Annotated in this window: 22 protein-coding genes and 1 riboswitch; of the genes, 21 read left to right on the top strand and 1 reads right to left on the bottom strand. The window is 68.9% G+C overall.

Annotated features, from left to right (window positions below):
- Positions 1-27 precede the first annotated feature (27 nt).
- From E0W80_RS11500 to E0W80_RS11480, 5 genes are all read left to right on the top strand, one after another.
- A complete protein-coding gene (locus tag E0W80_RS11500) occupies positions 28-1,113 on the top strand; it encodes a histidinol-phosphate transaminase (RefSeq protein WP_047524323.1) in 1,086 nt (361 codons plus the stop codon).
- Positions 1,110-1,727, top strand: a complete 618-nt coding sequence (hisB, locus tag E0W80_RS11495; protein WP_047524324.1) for an imidazoleglycerol-phosphate dehydratase HisB — start codon at positions 1,110-1,112, stop codon at positions 1,725-1,727. Before E0W80_RS11500 ends, hisB begins: the two co-directional genes overlap by 4 nt.
- A complete protein-coding gene (hisH, locus tag E0W80_RS11490; protein ID WP_131492626.1) occupies positions 1,724-2,359 on the top strand; it encodes an imidazole glycerol phosphate synthase subunit HisH in 636 nt (211 codons plus the stop codon). Before hisB ends, hisH begins: the two co-directional genes overlap by 4 nt.
- A gap of 103 nt (positions 2,360-2,462) precedes the next feature.
- Positions 2,463-3,209 carry a bifunctional 1-(5-phosphoribosyl)-5-((5-phosphoribosylamino)methylideneamino)imidazole-4-carboxamide isomerase/phosphoribosylanthranilate isomerase PriA gene (gene priA, locus E0W80_RS11485; RefSeq protein ID WP_047524326.1) on the top strand — a complete coding sequence of 249 codons (747 nt, stop codon included), beginning with the start codon at positions 2,463-2,465 and terminating at the stop codon, positions 3,207-3,209.
- On the top strand, positions 3,193-3,990 hold the full coding sequence (locus E0W80_RS11480; protein WP_131492624.1) for an SseB family protein: 798 nt from the start codon (positions 3,193-3,195) through the stop codon (positions 3,988-3,990). Before priA ends, E0W80_RS11480 begins: the two co-directional genes overlap by 17 nt.
- Before the next feature lie 28 nt (positions 3,991-4,018).
- Here E0W80_RS11480 and E0W80_RS11475 read toward each other — a convergent pair whose 3' ends face one another.
- A complete protein-coding gene (locus E0W80_RS11475) occupies positions 4,019-4,417 on the bottom strand; it encodes a DUF1844 domain-containing protein (protein WP_047524328.1) in 399 nt (132 codons plus the stop codon).
- Positions 4,418-4,649: 232 nt separating this feature from the next.
- On the opposite strand from E0W80_RS11475, the gene infC reads away from it, so the two are divergent.
- The 16 genes from infC to E0W80_RS11395 all read left to right on the top strand — a co-directional run bounded on the left by infC (position 4,650) and on the right by E0W80_RS11395 (position 21,310).
- Positions 4,650-5,294 carry a translation initiation factor IF-3 gene (gene infC, locus E0W80_RS11470; protein WP_081997100.1) on the top strand — a complete coding sequence of 215 codons (645 nt, stop codon included), beginning with the start codon at positions 4,650-4,652 and terminating at the stop codon, positions 5,292-5,294.
- A 73-nt stretch (positions 5,295-5,367) separates the two neighbouring features.
- A complete protein-coding gene (gene rpmI / locus E0W80_RS11465; protein WP_017828564.1) occupies positions 5,368-5,562 on the top strand; it encodes a 50S ribosomal protein L35 in 195 nt (64 codons plus the stop codon).
- Positions 5,563-5,595: 33 nt separating this feature from the next.
- Positions 5,596-5,982 carry a 50S ribosomal protein L20 gene (gene rplT, locus E0W80_RS11460; protein ID WP_047524330.1) on the top strand — a complete coding sequence of 129 codons (387 nt, stop codon included), beginning with the start codon at positions 5,596-5,598 and terminating at the stop codon, positions 5,980-5,982.
- A gap of 117 nt (positions 5,983-6,099) precedes the next feature.
- A complete protein-coding gene (locus E0W80_RS11455) occupies positions 6,100-6,912 on the top strand; it encodes an RNA methyltransferase (RefSeq protein ID WP_047524360.1) in 813 nt (270 codons plus the stop codon).
- Positions 6,913-6,946: 34 nt separating this feature from the next.
- Positions 6,947-7,618: a response regulator transcription factor gene (locus E0W80_RS11450; protein WP_047524331.1), complete on the top strand. Its 672-nt coding sequence runs from the start codon at positions 6,947-6,949 to the stop codon at positions 7,616-7,618.
- Positions 7,619-7,621: 3 nt separating this feature from the next.
- Positions 7,622-8,998 carry a HAMP domain-containing sensor histidine kinase gene (locus tag E0W80_RS11445; RefSeq protein ID WP_131492620.1) on the top strand — a complete coding sequence of 459 codons (1,377 nt, stop codon included), beginning with the start codon at positions 7,622-7,624 and terminating at the stop codon, positions 8,996-8,998.
- Positions 8,995-9,960, top strand: a complete 966-nt coding sequence (locus tag E0W80_RS11440) for a TAXI family TRAP transporter solute-binding subunit (protein ID WP_240740514.1) — start codon at positions 8,995-8,997, stop codon at positions 9,958-9,960. Before E0W80_RS11445 ends, E0W80_RS11440 begins: the two co-directional genes overlap by 4 nt.
- 256 nt (positions 9,961-10,216) lie before the next feature.
- Positions 10,217-10,963 (top strand): amino acid ABC transporter ATP-binding protein, encoded by a 747-nt coding sequence (locus tag E0W80_RS11435; protein ID WP_194239376.1) that lies wholly within the window; start codon positions 10,217-10,219, stop codon positions 10,961-10,963.
- Positions 10,964-11,019: 56 nt separating this feature from the next.
- A complete protein-coding gene (locus E0W80_RS11430; RefSeq protein ID WP_047524335.1) occupies positions 11,020-11,925 on the top strand; it encodes a glutamate ABC transporter substrate-binding protein in 906 nt (301 codons plus the stop codon).
- A 60-nt stretch (positions 11,926-11,985) separates the two neighbouring features.
- Complete coding sequence (locus E0W80_RS11425) at positions 11,986-12,633, top strand: amino acid ABC transporter permease (RefSeq protein ID WP_047524336.1); 648 nt, start codon at positions 11,986-11,988, stop codon at positions 12,631-12,633.
- The gene (locus E0W80_RS11420) at positions 12,630-13,556 is read left to right on the top strand and encodes an amino acid ABC transporter permease (protein WP_131492618.1); all 927 of its coding nucleotides are present in this window, start codon (positions 12,630-12,632) and stop codon (positions 13,554-13,556) included. The genes E0W80_RS11425 and E0W80_RS11420 overlap by 4 nt, the downstream gene beginning before the upstream one ends.
- A gap of 51 nt (positions 13,557-13,607) precedes the next feature.
- Entirely contained in the window at positions 13,608-14,648 is a 1,041-nt protein-coding gene (gene pheS / locus E0W80_RS11415; protein ID WP_047524337.1) for a phenylalanine--tRNA ligase subunit alpha, read from the top strand.
- Positions 14,648-17,158, top strand: coding sequence for a phenylalanine--tRNA ligase subunit beta (pheT, locus tag E0W80_RS11410; RefSeq protein ID WP_131492616.1), 2,511 nt, complete (start codon positions 14,648-14,650; stop codon positions 17,156-17,158). Before pheS ends, pheT begins: the two co-directional genes overlap by 1 nt.
- A gap of 73 nt (positions 17,159-17,231) precedes the next feature.
- Positions 17,232-18,194 carry an NAD-dependent epimerase/dehydratase family protein gene (locus E0W80_RS11405; RefSeq protein WP_131492614.1) on the top strand — a complete coding sequence of 321 codons (963 nt, stop codon included), beginning with the start codon at positions 17,232-17,234 and terminating at the stop codon, positions 18,192-18,194.
- A gap of 6 nt (positions 18,195-18,200) precedes the next feature.
- Positions 18,201-18,294: riboswitch (TPP riboswitch) on the top strand.
- Positions 18,285-19,133 (top strand): hydroxyethylthiazole kinase, encoded by an 849-nt coding sequence (gene thiM, locus E0W80_RS11400; RefSeq protein ID WP_131492613.1) that lies wholly within the window; start codon positions 18,285-18,287, stop codon positions 19,131-19,133. (Overlaps the previous riboswitch by 10 nt.)
- Positions 19,130-21,310 (top strand): bifunctional hydroxymethylpyrimidine kinase/phosphomethylpyrimidine kinase, encoded by a 2,181-nt coding sequence (locus tag E0W80_RS11395; RefSeq protein WP_131492611.1) that lies wholly within the window; start codon positions 19,130-19,132, stop codon positions 21,308-21,310. Before thiM ends, E0W80_RS11395 begins: the two co-directional genes overlap by 4 nt.
- Positions 21,311-21,483 lie beyond the last annotated feature (173 nt).

The following is a 21,483-nucleotide window of genomic DNA, read 5'->3' as shown; positions in this document are numbered from 1 at the left end:
CCCGACCAGCGGCCTAGCATGGGAAGGGTGACGCTCTCCCTCCACGATCTGCCACTCCGTGACGACCTTCGCGGGCTGAAGCCGTACGGTGCCCCGCAGGCCCCTCTCCCGGTCGCTCTCAATGTCAACGAGAACACTCATCCGATCCCGGAGGCGGTCGCGAGTGACATCCTCGACGACATCGCGGTGGCGATCCGCGACGTGAACCGGTATCCGGACCGGGAGTTCACGACGCTTCGCGAGGCGTTCGCGGATTACCTCGGTCATGGGCTCACCGCCGACCAGATCTGGGCGGGCAACGGATCCAACGAGGTGCTGCAGCACATCCTGCAGGCGTTTGGAGGACCCGGGCGCACCGCCTTCGGGTTCGCGCCCACGTACTCGATGTATCCGCTCATCGCGCAGGGAACGGGGGCACGGTGGATTGCCGGCACCCGGGAGCCCGACTACTCGATCACGCCCGAGGATGCGGCCGCGCAGGTACGCGCCGCTGACCCCGATGTGGTCATCCTCTGCTCGCCGAACAATCCGACCGGGACGCCTCTCGGTCTCGATGTCGTCGAAGCCGTCTACGATGCTGCGCGCGGCGTCGTCATCGTCGACGAGGCGTACCAGGAGTTCGCTCCGCACGACGCGCTCTCCGCGCTCACGCTCCTCGAAGGGCGGCCTCGGCTCGCGATCTCCCGCACCATGAGCAAGGCATTCGCGTTCGCGGGCGCGCGGGTGGGCTATCTCGCGGCCGATCCTGCTTTCATCGACGCCCTCCGCCTGGTCCGACTGCCGTATCACCTCAGCGCGCTCACACAGGCCGCCGCCGTCGCTGCGCTGCGCAACGCCGATGTGATGCTCGGCATGGTCGAGGAGATCGTCGAGCAGCGCGACAGGATCACCGCGACCCTGGAGGCCCTCGGCTACACGCCGCACGAGACGTGGTCGAACTTCGTCCTGTTCGGAGGAGTCGCCGACCCGCGCGCGACCTGGCAGCAGCTTTACGACCGTGGTGTGCTGGTGCGTGACGTCGGCATCCCCGGGCACCTCCGGGTGAGCGCAGGAACCGAGTCCGAGACCACCGCATTCCTCGACGCCTTGGCCTCGATAGGATCGGCATCATGAGCAGCCCCGCACTGACCCCGCGCACCGCCAGCCGTGTGCGCAGCACGTCGGAGTCCACCGTCGAGCTCGAACTGAACCTCGACGGGACCGGTGCGAGCCGTATCGACACTTCGGTGCCGTTCTTCGACCACATGCTCACCGCCTTCGCGAAGCACTCGCTCACCGACCTGACGGTGCGGGCCTCGGGCGACACGGACATCGACGCGCACCACACCGTCGAAGACGTGTCGATCGTGCTCGGACAGGCGATCCTCGAAGCGCTCGGCGACAAGTCGGGCATCTCGCGGTACGGCGATGCGCTCGTGCCCCTCGATGAAGCCCTCGCGCAGGCGGTCGTCGACATCTCCGGGCGTCCGTACCTCGTGCACACCGGCGAGCCGGCCGGGTTCGAGCACCACCTGATCGGTGGACACTTCACCGGGTCTCTCGTGCGCCACTCATTCGAGGCCATCACCTTCAACGCCGCACTCACGGTGCACGTGCGCGTCCTCGGCGGGCGCGACCCGCACCACATCGCCGAGGCCGAGTACAAGGCCTTCGCACGCGCCTTCCGCCAGGCCAAGGCTCTTGACCCGCTGGTCGACGGCATCCCGTCGACCAAGGGTGCGCTGTGAGCAGCGCGCCCCGCGTCGCCGTCTTCGATTACGACTCCGGCAACGTCCACTCCGCGGTGAAGGCACTGGCCGAGGCCGGCGCGGATGCGGTGCTGACCCGCGACCGTCAGACGGCTCTCGAGGCCGACGGACTGCTCGTCCCCGGCGTCGGTGCGTTCCAGGCCGTCCGAGAGGCACTGCGCACCCACGGCGGCGACGAGATCATCGACCGGCGGTTGGCCGGGGGGCGGCCGGTGCTCGGGATCTGCGTCGGCATGCAGGTGCTGTTCGAGCACGGTGTCGAGCGCGGACACGACACCGCGGGGCTCGGCGAATGGCCGGGGGCGGTCACCGAACTGAACGCTCCCGTGCTCCCGCACATGGGGTGGAACACGGTCGAGCCCGGCGCGGACAGCGTCCTGTTCCGCGGACTCGAGAAGGAGCGGTTCTACTTCGTGCATTCCTACGCCGCACAGGCGTGGGAGCTCGATGTGATCCCGCCCTTCCCGCAGCCGGTCCTCACCTGGACGACGTACGGCGATCCGTTCCTCGCCGCCGTCGAGAACGGCCCGCTCTCGGCCACGCAGTTCCACCCGGAGAAGTCGGGCGAGGCGGGCATCCAACTGCTGCGCAATTGGATCGGCAGCCTCTGACTCCTCCTGTGGACGTCATCCGTTTTGTCACCCGCCCTCGGGCGGACTACCCTCGGTTCTCGTGCCCGCTCCGGGCCGCAGAGCTTCCCGAACCAAGGAATCCATGAACGACTTCGCGCAGTCTCCCTCGCTCACGCTCCTTCCCGCAGTCGATGTCGCCGGTGGCAAGGCCGTCCGGCTGACCCAGGGGGAGGCCGGGACCGAGACCAGCTACGGCGACCCGTTGGACGCGGCGGGTGAGTGGGCGGCGCAGGGCGCCAAGTGGATCCACCTCGTCGACCTCGATGCGGCGTTCGGTCGGGGGAGCAACGCGCCGATCCTGCGCAAGGTCATCAAGCAGTTCAAGGGTGTGGACATCGAGCTGTCCGGCGGCATCCGTGACGATGCGACCCTGGAAGCGGCTCTCGAGAGCGGGGCCGCCAGGATCAACCTGGGCACCGCCGCGCTCGAGAACCCCGAGTGGGCCGCCGACGTGATCGGCCGCTACGGCGAGGCGATCGCGGTCGGCCTCGACGTGCGCGGCACGACGCTCGCCGCCCGCGGATGGACCAAGGAGGGCGGAGACCTCTGGGAGGTCCTCGGTCGTCTCGAAGACGCCGGCTGCAGCCGCTACGTGGTCACGGACGTGACGAAGGACGGCACGCTTCGCGGTCCGAACCTCGAACTGCTGCGCGAGGTCACCGCCCGCACGCCGAAGCCGGTCGTCGCATCCGGAGGCATCTCGAACCTCGATGACATCGCCGCGCTCCGTGCGCTCGTGCCGCTGGGCGTCGAGGGTGCGATCGTCGGCAAGGCACTCTACGCCGGCGCCTTCACACTGGCTGAGGCCCTGGATGTCGCAGGAGACTGACGCGCACTCCTGCGGGCCCGAGTCGCACAACCACGGCGACTCCGCCGGTGTCCCCTGGGAGGGGCGCAGCTTCGAGTCGAACCCGCACGCGGCGGACGACGGCTCCGCGGACCCCGCTCTGCTGGCCGCTCTGCTCCGCTTCCGCGCGGGGGAGGGGAGTCAGGTCGAGGTCGTCGACGCATTCCGTTCCGCGCGCGTGCTGATCCCGCTCATCGCCGAGAAGGGGGAGGAAGGCGTCGCGCCCAACGGCCTGCCGGTCGACAAGACGCAGGAGCTCTCGATCGTCACGGTCGCCGCTCCCGACGGGCGTCGCGTGCAGCCGGTGTTCTCGTCCGTCGAGACGATGCAGGCGTGGGATGCCACGGCGCGACCGATCCCGGTCGAGGCGCTCCGTGCCGCCTTGGCGGCTTCCGCTGAAGACACCGATCTGATCGTGCTCGACCCGACCTCCGAGACCGAGTTCGTCATCCGACGCCCCGCCGTCTGGGCGATCGCTCAGGGGCACCCGTGGGTGCCGAGCTTCCTCTCGACCGAGGTGGTCTCCGCGCTGCAGGAGAGCGTCGCGCACGAGCTGGCGGTGATCGATGTGGCCGTCGCTGCCGGCGACCCCGACGCGCGCCTGCGTGGACCGGAGCTGGTCGTGATCCTCGAACTGGTCGATGGGCTGGAGCGCGAGGTGCTCGATGCTGTTCTCGCCCGCCTCGCCCAGCGCTGGGCGTCCGATGACCGCATCGCCGTGCTCGCCGACTCACTGACCGTGAAGCTCCGCCGCAGCGCCTGAGCGTCGCGTCTCGCTCGCGTTCCGGCTGTCAGTTGACCGGACCGGTCCACTTCTCGCCGGGTCCCTTGCCGATCGGGTCCGGGATGGAGGAGGCCTCGCGGAAGGCGAGCTGAAGCGAGCGGAGACCGTCGCGCAGCGAGCGTGCGTGCATGTCGCTGATCTCGGGGGCGCCGGCGGTGATGAGTCCGGCGAGGGCGTTGATGAGCTTGCGCGCCTCATCGAGGTCGAGCTGGGCTGCCGCGTCCGGGTCGTCGGCGAGGCCGAGTTTGACGGCAGCCGCGCTCATGAGGTGCACGGCCGCGGTGGTGATCACCTCGACAGCGGGGACGTCGGCGATGTCTCGGGTGGCCGACGACGCGGCCTCCTCCTGACGTGCCCAGCGCTCTTCGCGCTCGCGTGCAGCCTCGTCCGATGCCTGGTTCGTCACTTCGCCTTGCTTTCTGTTAGACTTTGGCGGGCTCCGGAGCGTCATGCTCCGGATCGAAAGAGGATTCACTTCCCACCCGCGCTTGCCGTTCAAGGCTACCGGGTCTTGCACTCCACCGGCTCCGTTCGCAAAGACGGACCCGGTAGACAGGGTGCGGAGCCGGCGTCTGAATGCCGGTGGGCGGGGACGATTCCGATTTCGCCCGTGATGCAGAGAGCGTCACGGTGGCCGAATCACATCGTCTAAGGAGTTCCGCATCAGCGATCCCCGTACCAATGAGCGCATCCGCGTCCCCGAGGTCCGCCTCGTCGGCCCCGCGGGTGAGCAGATCGGCGTCGTCCGTATCGAGGCCGCGCTGCGCCTCGCACAGGAAGCCGATCTCGACCTCGTCGAGGTCGCCCCGAACTCGAAGCCGCCCGTCGTCAAGATCATGGACTACGGCAAGTTCAAGTACGAGGCCGCCCAGAAGGAAAAGGAAGCTCGCCGCAACCAGGCGAACACGATCCTCAAGGAAGTCCGCTTCCGTCTGAAGATCGAGGCTCACGACTACACGACCAAGCTCAAGCGCGCCGAGGGCTTCCTCAAGGCGGGCGACAAGGTCAAGGCCATGATCCTGTTCCGCGGTCGCGAGCAGTCGCGTCCCGAGCAGGGTGTGCGTCTGCTGCGCAAGTTCGCCGAAGACGTGGCCGAGTTCGGCACCGTCGAGTCGAACCCGACCATCGACGGTCGCAACATGGTCATGGTCGTCGCGCCGCTCAAGAGCAAGTCGGAGGCCAAGCAGGAGCAGAACGCCGTCCGCGATGCTCAGCGCGCCGACAAGAAGCAGGCTGCTCGCGACGCGAAGGCCGACGCCCCGGCCGCAGCTCCGGCGGAGTAGCTCCCGCCCCCAGAACTCCCGCACCGCGGGTTGACACCGTCGCCTGAGAAGGCGCCATACGAAGGAAGAGAAGATGCCGAAGCAGAAGACCCACTCGGGTGCTAAGAAGCGCTTCAAGATCACCGGTAGCGGAAAGCTGAAGAAGCAGCAGGCCGGGATGCGCCACAACCTCGAGCACAAGTCGAGCCGTCGCACCCGTCGTCTGAACCAGGACCAGGTGCTGTCGAAGGCTGACACCAAGGTCGCGAAGAAGCTTCTCGGCCGCTGACGCGTCCGAACGCACGAATAGGAACACAGGAAAATGGCAAGAGTCAAGCGGGCAGTAAACGCCCACAAGAAGCGCCGGGTCATCCTCGAGCGCGCCTCCGGTTACCGCGGTCAGCGTTCGCGCCTCTACCGGAAGGCCAAGGAGCAGGTCATCCACTCCCTGGTCTACTCGTACCGGGACCGTCGCAAGCGCAAGGGCGACTTCCGTCGCCTGTGGATCCAGCGCATCAACGCTGCGGCTCGCCAGAACGGCATGACCTACAACCGCTTCATCCAGGGCCTCGGCCTCGCGGGTGTCACGGTTGACCGTCGTATGCTCGCCGACCTCGCGATCAACGACGCGGCGACGTTCACGACGCTCGTCGAGACGGCGAAGAAGGCTCTGCCCTCCGACGTCAACGCGCCGAAGTCGGCTGCATAAGCACCTCTTCACACAGGGCGCTCTCCTTCGGGAGGGCGCCCTGTGGCGTTTCTCGGGGGAGGGCGGCCCTTGCGTGGATGGTGCGGGAACCGGCTGTGCGTTCCCTAGACTGTGATCGTGCTGGAGAACCCGCGTTCGCCCCGAGTCCGTGCCGTCGCCAAGCTGACCAAGCGCAGCGCGCGCACCGAGACCGGCCTGTTCCTCCTCGAGGGGCCGCAGTCCGTTCGTGAGGCGCTCACCTACCGTCCGGAGGCGATCGTCGAGCTGTTCGCGACACCGAGCGGCTGGGAGAAGCACCCCGACATCCGCGGGAAGGCTGCCGACGCCGACATCGACGTCGAGTATGTGACCGAGTACGTGCTCAACGCGATGGCCGACACAGTGACTCCGCAGGGGCTGGTCGCGGTCGTCCACCAGACGCCGACATCGGTGCGTGACATCTTCGAGGCCTCTCCGCGACTCGTGGCGATCTGCGAAGAGGTCCGCGATCCCGGGAATCTGGGCACGATCATCCGCGCGGCCGACGCCGCGGGTGCCGATGCGGTCGTGCTGACGGGGCGAACCGTCGACCCGTACAACCCGAAGGTCGTCCGTGCCACGACCGGTTCGCTGTTCCACCTCCCCGTGTCGGTCGGGGGTGATCTCGCCGACGTGGTCCGCCGTGCGCACGCGGCAGGTCTCCGCATCCTCGCGGCAGACGTGAAGGGTGACGATCTGCTCGAAGCCCGAGCGGAGGGCACTCTCGCCGAGCCGACCGGCTGGCTCTTCGGCAACGAGGCCCGTGGTCTCGAAGACGACGCCCTCGCGCTCGCCGATCGGGTGCTGAAGCTGCCGATCTTCGGTCGCGCCGAGTCTCTCAACCTGGCGACCGCCGCCAGTGTGTGCCTCTACGAGAGCGCCTTCGCTCAGCGGGCGGACTCCGCCGGCTGAGCGAAGCACACGAAGGAAGCGGGAAGCCGAGTCGATGAGGATTCTGATCGTCGAAGACGACGACCGGGTCGCCGGCGCGCTCGAAGCGTTCCTCGCCCGCTCGGGCTACGCCACGGTTCGTGCCGCGGACGGCGCGGCAGCGCTGGAACTCCTCGGTGCGGACACCGAGGTCGTCCTCCTCGATCTGGGGCTTCCCGACGTCGACGGCATCGATCTGTGTCGCCGCATCCGCGGGCGGTCGGAGGTGCCGATCGTGATCGTGACGGCGCGCAATCAGGTCGCCGAGCGCATCAAGGGACTGCGTGCGGGCGCGGACGACTTCGTGGTGAAGCCGTATGACGTGCATGAGCTCCTCGCCCGGATCGAGGCCGTGACCCGACGATCGCGTCCGATACGCCCGGAGTCCGACGCGCGGGTCCTGCTGCACGGCGGTGAGCTGCAGATCGATCTCGTGGCACGTCAACTGTCGGTCGACGGGGTGCCGATCGACCTGACGCGCAAGGAGTTCGACATCATCGCCGTGCTCGCGCGGTATCCGGGCGTCGCCGTGCCGAAGGAGCGTCTGATCCGCGAGGTGTGGAACACGGACTGGCGGGGTTTCGGCCACTCGCTCGAAGTGCACGTCGGGGCGATCCGGAAGAAGAGCGGGGCCCGGGGTCTCATCGAGACGGTCCGCGGAGTCGGCTACCGGCTGGCGGGCTCCTGAGCCATGCGCCGGCGTCTGGTCATCGTCTTCCTCGTGCCCCTCGTGGCGATCCTGGTCGCGCTGGGAGGCGCCGCGGGCTGGAGCGCTGCGCGCAGCGTCCAGCAGGCCTTCTACACGCAGCAGCTCGGTGATCTCGGCTACTTCGTCACGAGCGCCCGGCAGGCCCTCCGCTCCGGCAGCGCCGCGGTGATCGAGGCGGAGGCGGCGAGGTTCCGGGAGGTCTACGGGATCGAGGTCACGGTGTTCGACCTGGGTGGGAGTATCTGGGCGGCGGGCGACGACAGCCCAGGGGTGCTCGCGGAGGAAGACGCGGAACGAGTCAGACTGGCGCTGTCCGGCCGGCGCGCGGAGCAGCCCGCGGCGGTGTACCCGTGGACGGTCGCCGATGCCGCCCTCGCCGAGCCGGTCTTCGACGACGGGGATGTGATCGGGGCGGTGCTTGTCGCCGGTGACGCCGACGCGCCGCGCGCGGCGATCCTGCAACAGCTTCTGCTCATCTCCGCCATCGCGCTGGTGCTGATCGCCCTTGGAGTGCTGTTGGTGTTCCGACTCGCCCGGTGGGTCCTCTCGCCGGTCGGGCGGCTCGACGAGGCGATGGCGGCGATCGAGCGCGGCGAGATGGATGCGCGTGTCGCGGAGGATGCCGGTCCACCGGAGCTGCGTCGCATGGCCAGGGTGTTCAACGGGATGGCTGACCAGATCGAGCGGGTGATGACCCGGCAGCAGGAGTTCGCGCTCAACGCCTCGCACGAACTGCGCAACCCCCTCAACGCTCTTCTCCTGCGCGTCGAGCACCTGGCGACCGGACTCGGACGCGAGTGGGACGACGACGTCGAGGAGACGCGGGAGGAGGGACGCCGGATGACGCGGATCCTGGAGACGCTGCTCGGCCTCGCTCGCGGCGGACGCACCGATTCGACCATCTCCGCGGTCGACCTCGCGACGCTGGCAGCCCGTCGTCTCGACGCCTGGCGGGACGTGGCAGGACAGCGGGGGATCTCGTTGCAGACGTCAGGGGAGTCGTCCGTCATGAGCGTCACCGACCGGACGATCGTGGAGAGCGCGTTGGATGCCGTCATCGACAACGCCGTGAAGTACTCGCCGGAAGGCTCAGGGATCGAGATCGGTGCGGAGCGCTCGGGTGACGTCTGCCGGGTCACGGTCCGCGATCACGGGCCCGGGCTGACGCCGGAGCAGGCGGCCGCGGCGACGGACCGGTTCTGGCGGAACGCCGACACTCAGGACACGCCCGGTTCCGGTCTCGGGCTCGCGATCGCAAGCGACCTGCTCGAGACCGTGGGCGGGGAACTGACGGTCTCGTCGGCCGAGAGCGGCGGTCTCCTCGTCTCGCTGCTGCTCCACGACAGGACGAGGCCATGACCGCGCCGGTGCTGCGGCGACTCACCGCCGGCCTCCTCTCGTTCCTCCTGGTGGGAGCGTTGGCCGCGTGCAGTCAGCGCGCGAACGAATGGACCGACGGGGAGTACGTGATCGCCGCCGGCGGGTCCACCGGCGTCTATTACGACTACGGCAGTCATCTCGCCGAGGAGCTGTCGGGCTCGCTGGACATCGCGATGTCGGCTGACGAGACGGCCGGATCCGTCGACAACCTGTTGCGCGTGAGCTCCGGAGAGGCCGTGATCGGGTTCGCCCAGGGCGACGCGGCCGCGGATGCCGTGGCGGGAACGGGCGCGTTCGATGACCCGCTCCCGGTGCGCGCTCTCGCGCGTCTGTACGACGAGTACGTGCAGATCGTCGTGCGCGGGGACTCGGAGATCGATGACATCGGCGACCTGGCGGGTCGGACGATCTCCCTCGGGGCGGAGAACTCCGGGGTGACGGTGATCGCCGGACGCGTGCTGGATGCGGCCGGCGTCGACATCGCCGCGATCCGGAACCCGCAACTCGATCTCAGCGAGTCCATCGACGCGATGGGGCGGGGAGAGATCGACGGCTTCTTCTGGGTCGGCGGATTGCCTACACCCGGCGTGGCGGAACTCGCTGAGACCTCCTCCGTCAGGTTGCTCGCGATCGAGCAGGAGTGGGTGAACGAGGTGAACGACCGATACTCGCACGCGTACCGACCCGCGGAAGTGCCGGCGGGGACTTACGGACTCGTCGCCTCCGCGCCGACCATGGCGGTGCCGAACTATCTCGTCACGGCGTCCGCCACCCCGGACGCCGTCGCGAGGGACATCCTCGCAGGGCTGTTCGAAGCACGCCTGCGTCTCGCAGCGGAGGTGCCCACGGCCGCGTTGCTGGACCGTCGCTCGGCGATCTTCACCGCCCCTGTCCCGCTGCATCCCGGCGCGATCGACTACTACCGGGACTTCCGCGGCTGACGGCTCAAGAAATCCTCAAGAAGTCTGACACCGGGCTCGACGCTCTGCCAAGGTGAGGTCGATCGCACACGATCGGATCCTGCTGCTCAGCTGTCGTTGGGGGGCGAGGCGGCAGGACCATCCCGCGGCCCGTGGGGGCGGGCCGTGGGGTACCCATGCAGAGCTGCATTGGTGCCGCGATCAGGTGATTACGAACGTGTAAATCTCACCGATGACCCTGGAACCCGGGGTACGACGTGGCTAGCTTGGAGAAATGATGACCTCTGATACCCCGCTCGTCGTGGTCGAGAACGTCCAGAAGCACTACGGCGAGTTCCAGGCGCTCACCGACATCGACCTGAGCGTGAACCCGGGAGAGGTCGTGGTCGTGATCGGCCCGTCCGGCTCCGGCAAGTCGACGCTGTGTCGCACGATCAACCGCCTCGAGACGATCACCAGCGGCAGCATCCGCATCGACGGCAAGGAGCTGCCCGCCGAGGGTAAGGGGCTCGCTCACCTGCGGGCGGACGTCGGCATGGTGTTCCAGTCGTTCAACCTCTTCGCCCACCTCACCATCCTCGAGAACGTGACCCTCGGTCCGATCAAGGTCCGTGGGCTCAAGAAGGCCGATGCCGAAGCCGAGGCGATGCTCCTGCTCAAGCGCGTGGGCGTGGAGCAGCAGGCGTCGAAGCTCCCGGCTCAGCTCTCGGGTGGTCAGCAGCAGCGCGTGGCGATCGCCCGTGCGCTGGCCATGCAGCCCAAGGTCATGCTGTTCGACGAGCCGACCAGCGCCCTCGACCCGGAGATGATCAACGAGGTCCTCGACGTCATGGTCGAGCTGGCCCAGGACGGCATGACGATGATCGTGGTCACCCACGAGATGGGCTTCGCTCGCAAGGCCGCCGATCGCGTCGTCTTCATGGCCGACGGACGGATCGTCGAGGAAGCCAAGCCCGAGGAGTTCTTCACGAACCCGAAGAGCGACCGCGCCAAGGACTTCCTCTCGAAGCTCCTCACGCACTGACGGCCCACACACCGACCACACAGACCCTGCACACACAGCACACGAAGGAGACGCACATGCGACGCACACGGACACTGGCGGGCATCGGAATCGCGGCGACAGCACTGCTCGCGCTCACGGCCTGCAACAGCGGCAGCCCGTCAACGCCCGGTGGCACCGATGGCGGTGACGCCGGAGAGGACAGCACCTGGTTCGAGGTCGCGACCGACGTCCAGCTCGAGGGCAGCCCCACGTTCGACAACATCAAGGACCGCGACCAGGTCGTCATCGGTGTCAAGGAAGACCAGCCCGGTCTCGGCTACCTCGACGTGACCACCGGTGAGCGCACCGGATTCGATGTCGACATCGCCCGCTGGATCGCCGCCTCGCTCGGCTACGACGAGGACAAGATCGAGTTCAAGCCGATCGCCTCCGCCAACCGCGAGCAGGCCATCGTGAACGGCGACATCGACTACTACGTGGGCACGTACTCGATCACCGACAAGCGCAAGGAGCAGATCGCCTTCGCCGGCCCGTACTTCATCACCGGGCAGGGACTGCTCGTCGCGGCCGACGACGACACCATCAAGAGCGAGGACGACCTGAACGCCGACACCACCGTGTGCTCGGCCACCGGCTCCACGCCCATCCAGAACATCCGCGAGAACTACCCGGATGTCCCCACCAAGGAGTTCGACCTGTACTCGGCCTGTGTCGAGGCGCTGCTCTCCGGCGAGGTCCAGGCGGTCACGACCGACCAGGCCATCCTCATCGGCTACGCGGCTCAGGACCCCGACAACCTGAAGGTGGTCGGTGAGCCCTTCACCGAGGAGCGCTACGGTGTCGGCCTGGCGAAGGACGACGCCGCGCTGCAGGAGTTCATCAACACGATGTTCACCGACGGCGGCGATATCTGGCAGGCGATCTTCGACAAGAACCTCGGATCGTCCGGCATCGAAGTCAGCCAGCCGGCCGTCGACTGATCGAACAGAGGGGGCGGCTCCAGGGCCGCCCCCTCTCCGAATCGTGAAGGGGAGGGTGGCGTGGACGTCATCTTCGGAAACCTCGACCTGTGGGGCGAAGCGCTCAAGAACACGCTGATCATCTTCTTCGGCGGTGGACTGCTCGCGCTCATCCTCGGGATCATCGTCGGGGCGGCCCGCGTCTCACCCGTGCCCATCGCGCGCGGTGTCGGCACGGTGTACGTGAACCTGATCCGCAACACCCCGCTGACCCTCGTCTTCTTCTTCTTCATCTTCGGCTACCCGCAGCTCGGGCTGCCGAAGCTCAGCACCACAGTGCTGGGCATCCTGGCCATCGGCATCTATACGGCCACGTACGTGGCGGAGGTGCTGCGCGCCGGTATCAACACCGTCCCCGTCGGCCAGGCGGAGGCGGCCAGGGCGATCGGCCTCCCGTTCGGACAGGTGATGACTCTGGTCGTCCTCCCGCAGGCGTTCCGCTCGGTCGTGCCACCGATGATGAGCGTCTTCATCGCGCTTCTGAAGAACACGACCGTCGCGGCGGGCTTCTCGATCCTCGAGCTCGGAGCCGTCCGCTCCTACCTCAGCGAACGCGGAGAGAATGCGCTTTCGGTGCTGCTCTGGGTGGCCGTCATCTTCGTCGCGCTCGTCCTGCTCCTCAGCTGGCTCCAACGGTATCTCGAGAACAAGTGGAGGATCGCGCGATGACTTCCGTCCTGTACGACGTCCCGGGCCCCAAGGCGATCCTGCGCAACCGTCTGATCGGTGTCGCCACCGTCGTCGTGGTGCTTGCCCTGCTCGGGTTCATCGGCTACCGCTTCTACGTGAGCGGACAGTTCGACGCGTCCCGGTGGTACGTCTTCACCTTCAGCGCCGTCTGGGAGCAGATCTTCGGTGCGCTCGGCCGAACTCTCGCGGCGTTCGGGCTCGCAGCGATCCTCGCCATCGCGCTGGGATTCGTGCTCGCCATCGGTCGGATGTCCGATCATGCCTGGGTGCGTGTCCCCGTCACGGCGATCACCGAGATCTTCCGAGCCGTGCCGGTCCTCGTCTTCATGATGCTGCTCTACTACGGTCTGCCCGTCGCCGGCGTCAAGATGGACCCGTACTGGGCCGTCGTCATCGCGCTCATGGCGTACAACGGATCCGTCCTCGCCGAGGTGCTCCGCGCCGGCGTCGAATCCCTGCCCCGAGGGCAGAAGGAGGCCGGCTACGCGATCGGTCTGCGCAAGAGCGGCGTGATGCGCCTGATCCTGCTGCCACAGGCGATCCGGGCGATGCTCCCCGTGATCGTGGCCCAGCTGGTCGTGACGATGAAGGACACCGCGCTCGGTTTCATCATCACGTACCCCGAACTCCTCTACTTCGCGAAGCAGCTCACGTCTCAGCAGGGACGCCCCGTGCTGCAGTCGGCGTTCGTCATCGGCGGCATCTACATCATCATGTGCCTGATCCTCTCCGGGATCGCCAAGTGGCTGGAGATCCGCACCCGACGCTCGCCGCGTGGGCACGACGGCGTTCCGGCCGGCGGCGTGGATCCGCGTCCGCACCAGGACGGCACCGATACCGAGCTGATCACGCTGCAGCGCGGTGGGGGCGGGTTCGGCGGACCACCGCCTCAGGGCATCTGATCCGGTTGCGCCGTCGGTCGGTGGGGCGACGCGCCGGTAGACTCGACTCTCGTGTCAGAGTCTCCTGAAATCACCCCGGAAGCGGTCGAAGCCGCGGTCGCCGATGCCCTCGCGGCCATCGCCGCAGCCGCCGACACCGCCGAGCTGAAGGCGGCCCGCGCCGCACACGTTGCCGACGGATCGCCGCTTGCCGTCCTGAACGCCTCCATGCGACAGGTCGCCCCCGAGAATAAGGCCGCGTTCGGCAAGCTCGTGGGGCAGGGGCGCGGGCAGGTGACGAAGGCGCTCGCCGCCAAGGAGGCCGAGCTCGCCGAGGCGGAGGTCGCTGCGCGACTCGAGGCCGAGCGCATCGACATCACGGCCGTGCCGTCTCGCACCCGCGTCGGTGCCCGGCACCCGCTCACGCTCCTCCAGGACCAGGTCTGCGACATCTTCGTCGGCATGGGCTGGGAGATCGCGGAGGGACCGGAGCTCGAGCACGAGTGGTTCAACTTCGACGCCCTGAACTTCGACGTCGATCACCCCGCGCGTCAGGAGCAGGACACGTTCTACGTGGACCCGACATCGCGCCATCTCGTGATGCGCACCCACACGAGTCCCGTGCAGGTGCGCTCGATGCTCGACCGCGAGGTGCCGATCTACGTGCTGTGCCCCGGGCGGGTGTACCGGACCGATGAGTTCGACGCCACGCACCTGCCGGTGTTCACCCAGTTCGAGGGCCTCGTGATCGACAAGGGCATCACGATGGCGCACCTCAAGGGCACGCTCGATCACTTCGCGAAGCTGCTCTTCGGCCCCGAGGCCAAGACGCGTTTCCGCACCAACTACTTCCCCTTCACCGAGCCATCCGCCGAGCTCGACCTGTGGCACCCGACCTTCAAGGGCGGCGCGCGCTGGATCGAGTGGGGCGGCTGCGGCATGGTCAACCCGAACGTGCTGCGCGCGGCCGGGATCGATCCGGAGGAGTACAGCGGCTTCGCGTTCGGCATGGGCATCGAGCGGGGCCTGATGTTCCGCAGTGACGTCCAGGACATGCGCGACATGGCCGAGGGTGATGTCCGATTCAGCGAGCAGTACGGGATGGTGGTGTGATGCGCGTCCCGCTTTCGTGGCTGCGTGAATACGTCGATCTGGCAGCGGATGCCACGCCCGAGGACGTCCTCGGCGCGCTGGTGACCGTCGGCTTCGAAGAGGAGGACGTGCACCGCTTCGACATCACGGGTCCCGTGGTGGTCGGACAGGTCGTGTCGCTTGAGGCCGAGCCGCAGTCCAACGGCAAGACCATCAACTGGTGCCAGGTGGATGTGGGCGAGGCGAACGGCGGCATCCGCGGCATCGTCTGTGGTGCGCACAACTTCGTGGCCGGTGACAAGGTCGTCGTGACGCTGCCCGGTGCCGTGCTGCCCGGCCCGTTCCCGATCGCCGCACGGAAGACCTACGGTCACGTTTCCGACGGCATGATCGCGTCCGCGCGGGAGCTGGGCCTCGGCGACGAGCACAACGGCATCGTCGTGCTGTCCGATCTCGGCATCGATGCTCCTGTCGGTACCGACGCGATCGCGCTGCTCGGTCTCGACGACGTGGCAGTGGAGATCAACGTCACGCCTGACCGCGGCTACGCGTTCTCGCTGCGCGGTGTGGCCCGCGAATACGCGCACGCCACCGGGGCGGACTTCCGCGATCCCGCCGAGCGTGACTTCGCCGAACTGCAGCCGGGCACCGGCCACACCACCGTGGTCGACGACACCGCGCCGGTCCGCGGCCGTGTCGGTGCGAGCGAGTTCGTGACCCGCGTCGTCCGGGGGGTCGACCCCTCGCGTCCGACTCCGCCGTGGATGGTCGCGCGGCTCAGCCTCGCGGGTATGCGTTCGCTGGGCGTGCTGATCGACATCACCAACTACGTGATGCTCGAACTCGGCCAGCCGCTGCACGGATACGACCTCGACAAGCTCACCGGCGGCATCACCGTGCGACGTGCGACCCCGGGCGAGAAGATGACCACGCTCGATGGCGTCGAGCGCGCGCTGCACGTGGAAGACCTGCTCATCACCGACGAGTCGGGTCCGATCGGCCTCGCCGGTGTCATGGGCGGCGGCACGACGGAGATGAGCGACACCACCAGGAACGTGCTCATCGAGGCCGCGACCTTCGACCCGACGACCATCGCCCGCTCGGCACGCCGTCACAAGCTGCCCAGCGAGGCGTCCAAGCGCTTCGAGCGCGGCGTGGACCCGCTCATCCCCTTCGCGGCCGCGCGCCGGGCGGCCGACCTGATGGTCGAGCTCGCCGGCGGCACGCTCACCGAGGAAGGCGGCGCACTGTTCGCCGAGGTCTTCGTCGGCGAGATCGAGCTCCCGGCCGGATTCGTGCAGGGTCTGATCGGCGTCGACTACACCGACGACGAGATCACCGGGGCGCTGACCACCATCGGCGCCGACGTCACCGCTTCCGAGACAGGGTCCGGCTGGATCGTGATCCCGCCGACCTGGCGTCCCGACCTGACCGACAAGTGGACGCTCGCCGAGGAGGTCGCCCGCATCCACGGGCTCGACCGCATCCCCTCGGTGCTGCCGACGCCGCCGTCCGGTCGCGGGCTCACCGCGCATCAGCAGGGTCGCCGTCGCGTGGCCGATGCCCTGGCCGCCGCGGGGCTCGTCGAGACACCGTCGTTCCCGTTCACCACCGAGGTGCAGAACGACCTGCACGGTTCCGCGTCGGGGGAGCACCTGCCGAGCATCCGCCTGGCGAATCCGCTCGATGGTCAGGCGCCCTCCCTGCGTCGATCGCTCATCCCCGGTCTGCTGCAGACCGCGCACCGCAACATCTCGCGCGGGCTCACCGACCTCGCGATCTTCGAGACCGGTGTCGTGTTCCTGCCCGAGCCCGGTGTGGAGTACGGCACGGAGGATGTGCCGCCCCTGGGGGAGCGCCCGTCGGAAGAGACGCTCGCCGCGCTGAACGCCTCGATCCCGCCGCAGCACCGGTTCGTCTCGGCGCTGCTCACCGGCCACGTGTCACCGCGCCAGCCCGGTCGCCCGGCCGAACCCGCCGGTCTGGTCGAGGCGCTGGACGCCGTCCGTGTGATCGCCGCCGCCGCCGGAGTCGAGATCGACGTCGTGCAGGCCGAGCGTGCCGCACTCCACCCCGGCCGCACCGGATCCCTCCGGATCGCCGGGGAAGAGGTCGGCTACGTCGGCGAGCTGCACCCCGCGGTGGCGGAGGGCGCCGACCTCCCCGGCCGTGCGACCGTGTTCGAGCTGGACCTCGACCGCGTCCTGTCGCTCGCGGGCGGCCGTGTCGTGGCCGCGTCGCTGTCGACGTTCCCTGCTGCCACGCAGGACGTCTCGTTGACGCTGTCGGCCGAGGTGCCCGCCGCGGATGTGCAGGCGGCTCTCGCCGAGGGCGCCGGTGCGATGCTCGAGTCCGTGCGTCTCGTCGACGACTATCGCGGGGAGGGGGTGCCGGAAGGCTCCAAGAGCCTGACGTTCGCCCTGCGGTTCCGCGCCGACGACCGCACCCTCACCGCTGCGGAGGCCACCGAGGCCAAGCTCGCGGGCGTCGCGGTGGCGGCCGAACGGTTCGGGGCGGCGCTGCGCGACTGAGCACGACCTCCGGCGCGATCTGCTCTGAGCGGAAGCTCTTTCGCGGGTGGTCGATTCCTGCTGACATGAAGCCATGTCGAATGTGCTGATCCTCGGCGGTACGGGCTGGCTCTCGGGGCGGATCGCGCGTCGATGGGTCGATGCCGGTGCGGCAGTGACCTGTCTCGCCCGCGGAACGCGACCGGCGCCCGAGGGTGCCGAGCTCGTGCCCGGAGACCGGGAGGCCGCCGAGGCCTACGACGCACTCGCGCAGCGCGACTGGGACCATGTGGTCGACATCTCCTCGCAGGCGTCGCACGTCGCTCGTGCCGTCGACGCTCTCGGTGCGCGCACGGCACGGTGGACCTATGTGTCCTCGATGTCGGTGTACGCCGATGATGAGACGGTCGGGGCCGACGAATCAGCTCCCCGTCATCCGCCCGCCCGTCCCGGAGACGCCTACGAGTACGGGGCGCAGAAGGCCGCGGCCGAAGACGCCGTCTCGGCGCTCGGAGCGCGGGCGTTCATCGTGCGCCCCGGGCTCATCGTCGGGGACGGAGATCCGAGCGACAGGTTCGGATACTGGGCGGCGGCGTTCACGCGCGCCGGCGCGGAGCCGGTGCTGCTGCCACCGCTCGAGGGGAGAGCTGCGCAGGTGATCGATGTCGACGACCTGGCCGAGTTCATCGTCACGGCGACTCGGAGCGGCGTGGTGAACGCGATCGGTGACAGGCATTCGCTCTCCGACGTGCTGGAGGCGGTACGTTCGGCAGCAGGGCACACCGGTGACACGGTCGTCGCTGACGAGGACTGGCTCGTCGCTCGGGAGGTCGAGCACTGGGCCGGACCGCGTTCGCTTCCGCTGTGGCTGCCGCCGGAGATGACGGGATTCATGACGCGGTCCAACGCAGCGTTCCGTGCGTCGGGAGGCTCGCTCCGCGCCCTCGCCGACACGATCGGGCGGGTCCTCGTCGACGAGCGCGCCCGCGGCGTCGATCGGCCGCGCCGTGCCGGACTCACCCGGGCGGAGGAACGCGCGCTCCTGACCGATCGCTAGACTGCGAGCAGTGACACGGGGTGCGGCATCCGCGGCTGAGAACAGACCCGTCGAACCTGATCTAGTTCGTACTAGCGAAGGGATGTCGCGATGAGCGATCTTCTGCGTCCTGAATCCACCACCGATCTCGTCGGCTCCGCCGCGGCGCTGTGGGAGGTGGTGCGTGAGGCTCCGCCCTTGACGCATTGCATCACCAACGCGGTCGTCACGGGGTTCACGGCCAACGTGCTGCTCGCCGCCGGTGCGGCACCCGCGATGGTCGACATCGTCGGCGAGGCCGAGCTGTTCGCCGGGGTCGCCTCCGGCCTGCTGATCAACCTCGGCACGCCCACGCCGGAGCAGCGGGCTGCGATCGTCGAAGCCGTCGCCGGCGCGACCGCGTCCGGGACACCGTGGGTGCTCGATCCGGTCGCGATCGGCACCCTGCCGATCCGCACGGCGCTGGCGCATGACCTGGCGAATCAGCGACCGACCGCGATCCGAGGCAACGCCTCCGAGATCCTCGCCCTCGCCGGCGTCAGCGCGGGTGGCCGAGGTGTCGACGCGACGGACAGCACGGATGCCGCTGCCGACGCGGCGGCTGCCCTGGCGACGAGGACGGGTGCCGTGGTCGCGGTCTCGGGTCCGGTCGATCTCCTCACCGACGGCGAGCGGATCCTGCGACTCGCGAACGGTCACGAGCTCCTGACCAGGGTCACCGGTGGCGGTTGTGCCCTCGGCGCAGTCATGGCCGCGCTCCTCGGCGCCGCCAGGGTGACGGGGCACGATGCGCTCACGGCGGTCGCCGCCGCGAGCCTCGGATACACGATCGCCGCCGAGCATGCCGCAACGACAGCGCGGGGTCCGGGCAGTTTCGCGGTCTCGTTGCTGGATGCACTCGCAGCGCTGCGCCCGGAAGACCTCGTCGCCGAGGCTCGCGTCGAGAGCGGTGCACGGTGACCGCCGATCTCTCGCTCTATCTCGTGACCGATCCCGAACTCTGCGGTGATCGTGGTGTCGTCGAGACCGTCCGTCAGGCTGTGGAGGGTGGTGTGCGCATCGTCCAGGTGCGGGACAAGACGGCGACGGAGGCCGAGATCGTCGAACAGCTGATCGCGGTGTCGCGGGCGATCGACGGACGGGCGCTCCTCGTCGTGAACGACCGGTTGGATGCTGCCGTCGCCGCCCGCGAACGGGGTGCGCGCGTCGACGGCGTGCATCTGGGGCAGGGCGATGCGTCCGTGCGGCGGGCGCGCGAGGTACTGGGACCCGATGCGCTGATCGGCCTCACGGCGAACAGTGCCGCGCACCTCGAGGCCGTTCTCGCCCTGCCGGTGGGGACGGTCGACTACCTGGGTGTCGGTGTGATCCGTCCCACCGCGACGAAACCGGATCACCCGGCGCCGCTCGGAGTCGACGGATTCCGTGACTTCGTCGCACGCAGTCCACTCCCGTGCGTCGCGATCGGCGGCGTGGGGCTCGACGATGCCGAGGCATTGCGGGATGCCGGTGCAGCCGGCATCGCCGTGGTCTCGGCGCTGTGCACGGCGGAAGACCCCGCGGCGACCGCCCGTGCTTTCCGGCGACGGTGGCTCGCAGGTTCCGTTCCGCGTGTGCTGAGCATCGCCGGGAGCGACCCGTCCGGCGGCGCAGGGATCCAGGCCGACATCAAGTCGATCGCGGCCAACGGCGGATACGGCATGGCCGTGCTCACCGCGCTGACCGCGCAGAACACCCAGGGCGTGCGCGGCGTGCACGTGCCGCCGGCAGAGTTCCTCCGCGCCCAACTCGACGCGGTGTCGGATGACATCGTGATCGACGCGGTGAAGATCGGGATGCTCGCCGACGCCGAGGTCATCCGGACGGTCGCTGCCTGGCTCGACCGAGCCCGTCCGCCGATCGTCGTCCTCGATCCGGTGATGGTGGCGACTTCGGGGGATCGGCTCCTGGAGCCGGATGCGGAGCGGGAACTGCGGGATCTGCTCCGTCGCGCCACGCTCGTGACCCCGAACCTGGCCGAGCTCGCCGTGCTCTCGGGGCGCGACGTCGGGGACTGGTCGGAGGCGATCGCCGCTGCGGAAGACCTGTCGACGGATGTCGGGGTCGCCGTGCTGGTCAAGGGCGGACATCTCGCGGGGAACGACGCCCCGGATGCGCTGATCGACGCTCGTCACGGGCGACGTCAGGAGTACAGCGGGACGCGTATCGTCACCTCGAGCACCCACGGCACCGGCTGCTCGCTCTCCTCTGCCCTCGCCACGCTGTTGGCACGGGGTCTGGAGCCGGAGCAGGCGGTCCGCGCGGCGCGGAGCTGGCTGCGTGAATCGCTCCGTGCGGGGGAAGCACTGCGGGTGGGTCGCGGGCACGGCCCCATCAACCACTTCGCCGGACTGTGGGCGCGGGCGGACACGACGAGCGGAGTCGCTGCGTCGGAGGTCGCTGTCTCGGAGGTCGCTGCGTCGGAGGTCGCTGCCGAGTGGTGGGAGCGCATCGCCGACGTCCGCGCACAGATCGACGAGCTGCCGTTCATCCGTGCCCTTGCAGACGGCTCGCTGGAGCGCGAGCCCTTCCTCGCGTACCTCGCGCAGGATGCCCTGTACCTGCGCGAGTACGCCCGGGTGCTGTCGGAGGCGGCGCGACGAGCCCCGACATCGGCTGAGCAGGCGTTCTGGGCGCACTCCGCCCACGGGTCCATCGTGGGCGAGCTCGAACTCCATGCGTCGTGGTTGACGCCGCAGCAGGGGGTGAGCGCTGCGACGTTCGCCGCGGAACCGTCGGCGGCGACCACGGCCTACCTCGATCACCTCAGGTCGGTCGCATTCGGTGGCGACTACGCCGAGATCGTCGCAGCCGTCCTTCCGTGCTTCTGGCTCTACACCGACCTCGGCCGGCGCCTGCATGCCGGCGAGTTCGGCGAGTACGCGCGGGATCCGCAGCATCCCTTCGCCTCCTGGCTCGCGACATACGCCGACCCTGCGTTCGAGGAGGCGACCGAGACGGCGATCCTCTACGCCTCCGGGGCGGCCGCACGGGCGGACGCCGCGACCCGCGCGAGGATGAGCCGCGTGTTCGAGGTCTCGAGCGCGCACGAGCTGGCCTTCTTCGCCGCACCGATGGAGTTCTCGCCCGCCGGATGACGGCCCGGATTTGCGGTGGCCGCCGGGGCCGCGCTACTGTCGCGACATGCCTTCGGCCGCCACCGCTTCTCCGACGCTCGCTCCGAGCGTCATCGCTGTGCGCCGACGCCGCGGCCGCCGACTGTAGGCGACCCCGCCCTCCTGCCTGCCCCCTTTCGGCGGTGAGTGCCGGT

Origin of the sequence: Microbacterium sp. PI-1 (assembly GCF_004337555.1) — a bacterium.
In the GTDB taxonomy this organism is placed as follows: domain Bacteria; phylum Actinomycetota; class Actinomycetes; order Actinomycetales; family Microbacteriaceae; genus Microbacterium; species Microbacterium aurugineum.
Note: the sequence above shows the minus strand (reverse complement) of the source record. Positions and strands in the feature narration are given on the sequence as shown.

Bases quoted from the DNA above. Each gene is read 5' to 3' on its own strand.
- hisB (WP_047524324.1), top strand. From the start codon at position 1,110: ATGAGCAGCCCCGCACTGACCCCGCGCACCGCCAGCCGTGTGCGCAGC.
- priA (WP_047524326.1), top strand. From the start codon at position 2,463: ATGAACGACTTCGCGCAGTCTCCCTCGCTCACGCTCCTTCCCGCAGTC.
- E0W80_RS11480 (WP_131492624.1), top strand. From the start codon at position 3,193: ATGTCGCAGGAGACTGACGCGCACTCCTGCGGGCCCGAGTCGCACAAC.
- rpmI (WP_017828564.1), top strand. From the start codon at position 5,368: ATGCCGAAGCAGAAGACCCACTCGGGTGCTAAGAAGCGCTTCAAGATC.
- rplT (WP_047524330.1), top strand. From the start codon at position 5,596: ATGGCAAGAGTCAAGCGGGCAGTAAACGCCCACAAGAAGCGCCGGGTC.
- E0W80_RS11450 (WP_047524331.1), top strand. From the start codon at position 6,947: ATGAGGATTCTGATCGTCGAAGACGACGACCGGGTCGCCGGCGCGCTC.
- E0W80_RS11445 (WP_131492620.1), top strand. From the start codon at position 7,622: ATGCGCCGGCGTCTGGTCATCGTCTTCCTCGTGCCCCTCGTGGCGATC.
- E0W80_RS11440 (WP_240740514.1), top strand. From the start codon at position 8,995: ATGACCGCGCCGGTGCTGCGGCGACTCACCGCCGGCCTCCTCTCGTTC.
- E0W80_RS11435 (WP_194239376.1), top strand. From the start codon at position 10,217: ATGACCTCTGATACCCCGCTCGTCGTGGTCGAGAACGTCCAGAAGCAC.
- E0W80_RS11430 (WP_047524335.1), top strand. From the start codon at position 11,020: ATGCGACGCACACGGACACTGGCGGGCATCGGAATCGCGGCGACAGCA.
- E0W80_RS11420 (WP_131492618.1), top strand. From the start codon at position 12,630: ATGACTTCCGTCCTGTACGACGTCCCGGGCCCCAAGGCGATCCTGCGC.
- pheT (WP_131492616.1), top strand. From the start codon at position 14,648: ATGCGCGTCCCGCTTTCGTGGCTGCGTGAATACGTCGATCTGGCAGCG.
- E0W80_RS11405 (WP_131492614.1), top strand. From the start codon at position 17,232: ATGTCGAATGTGCTGATCCTCGGCGGTACGGGCTGGCTCTCGGGGCGG.
- thiM (WP_131492613.1), top strand. From the start codon at position 18,285: ATGAGCGATCTTCTGCGTCCTGAATCCACCACCGATCTCGTCGGCTCC.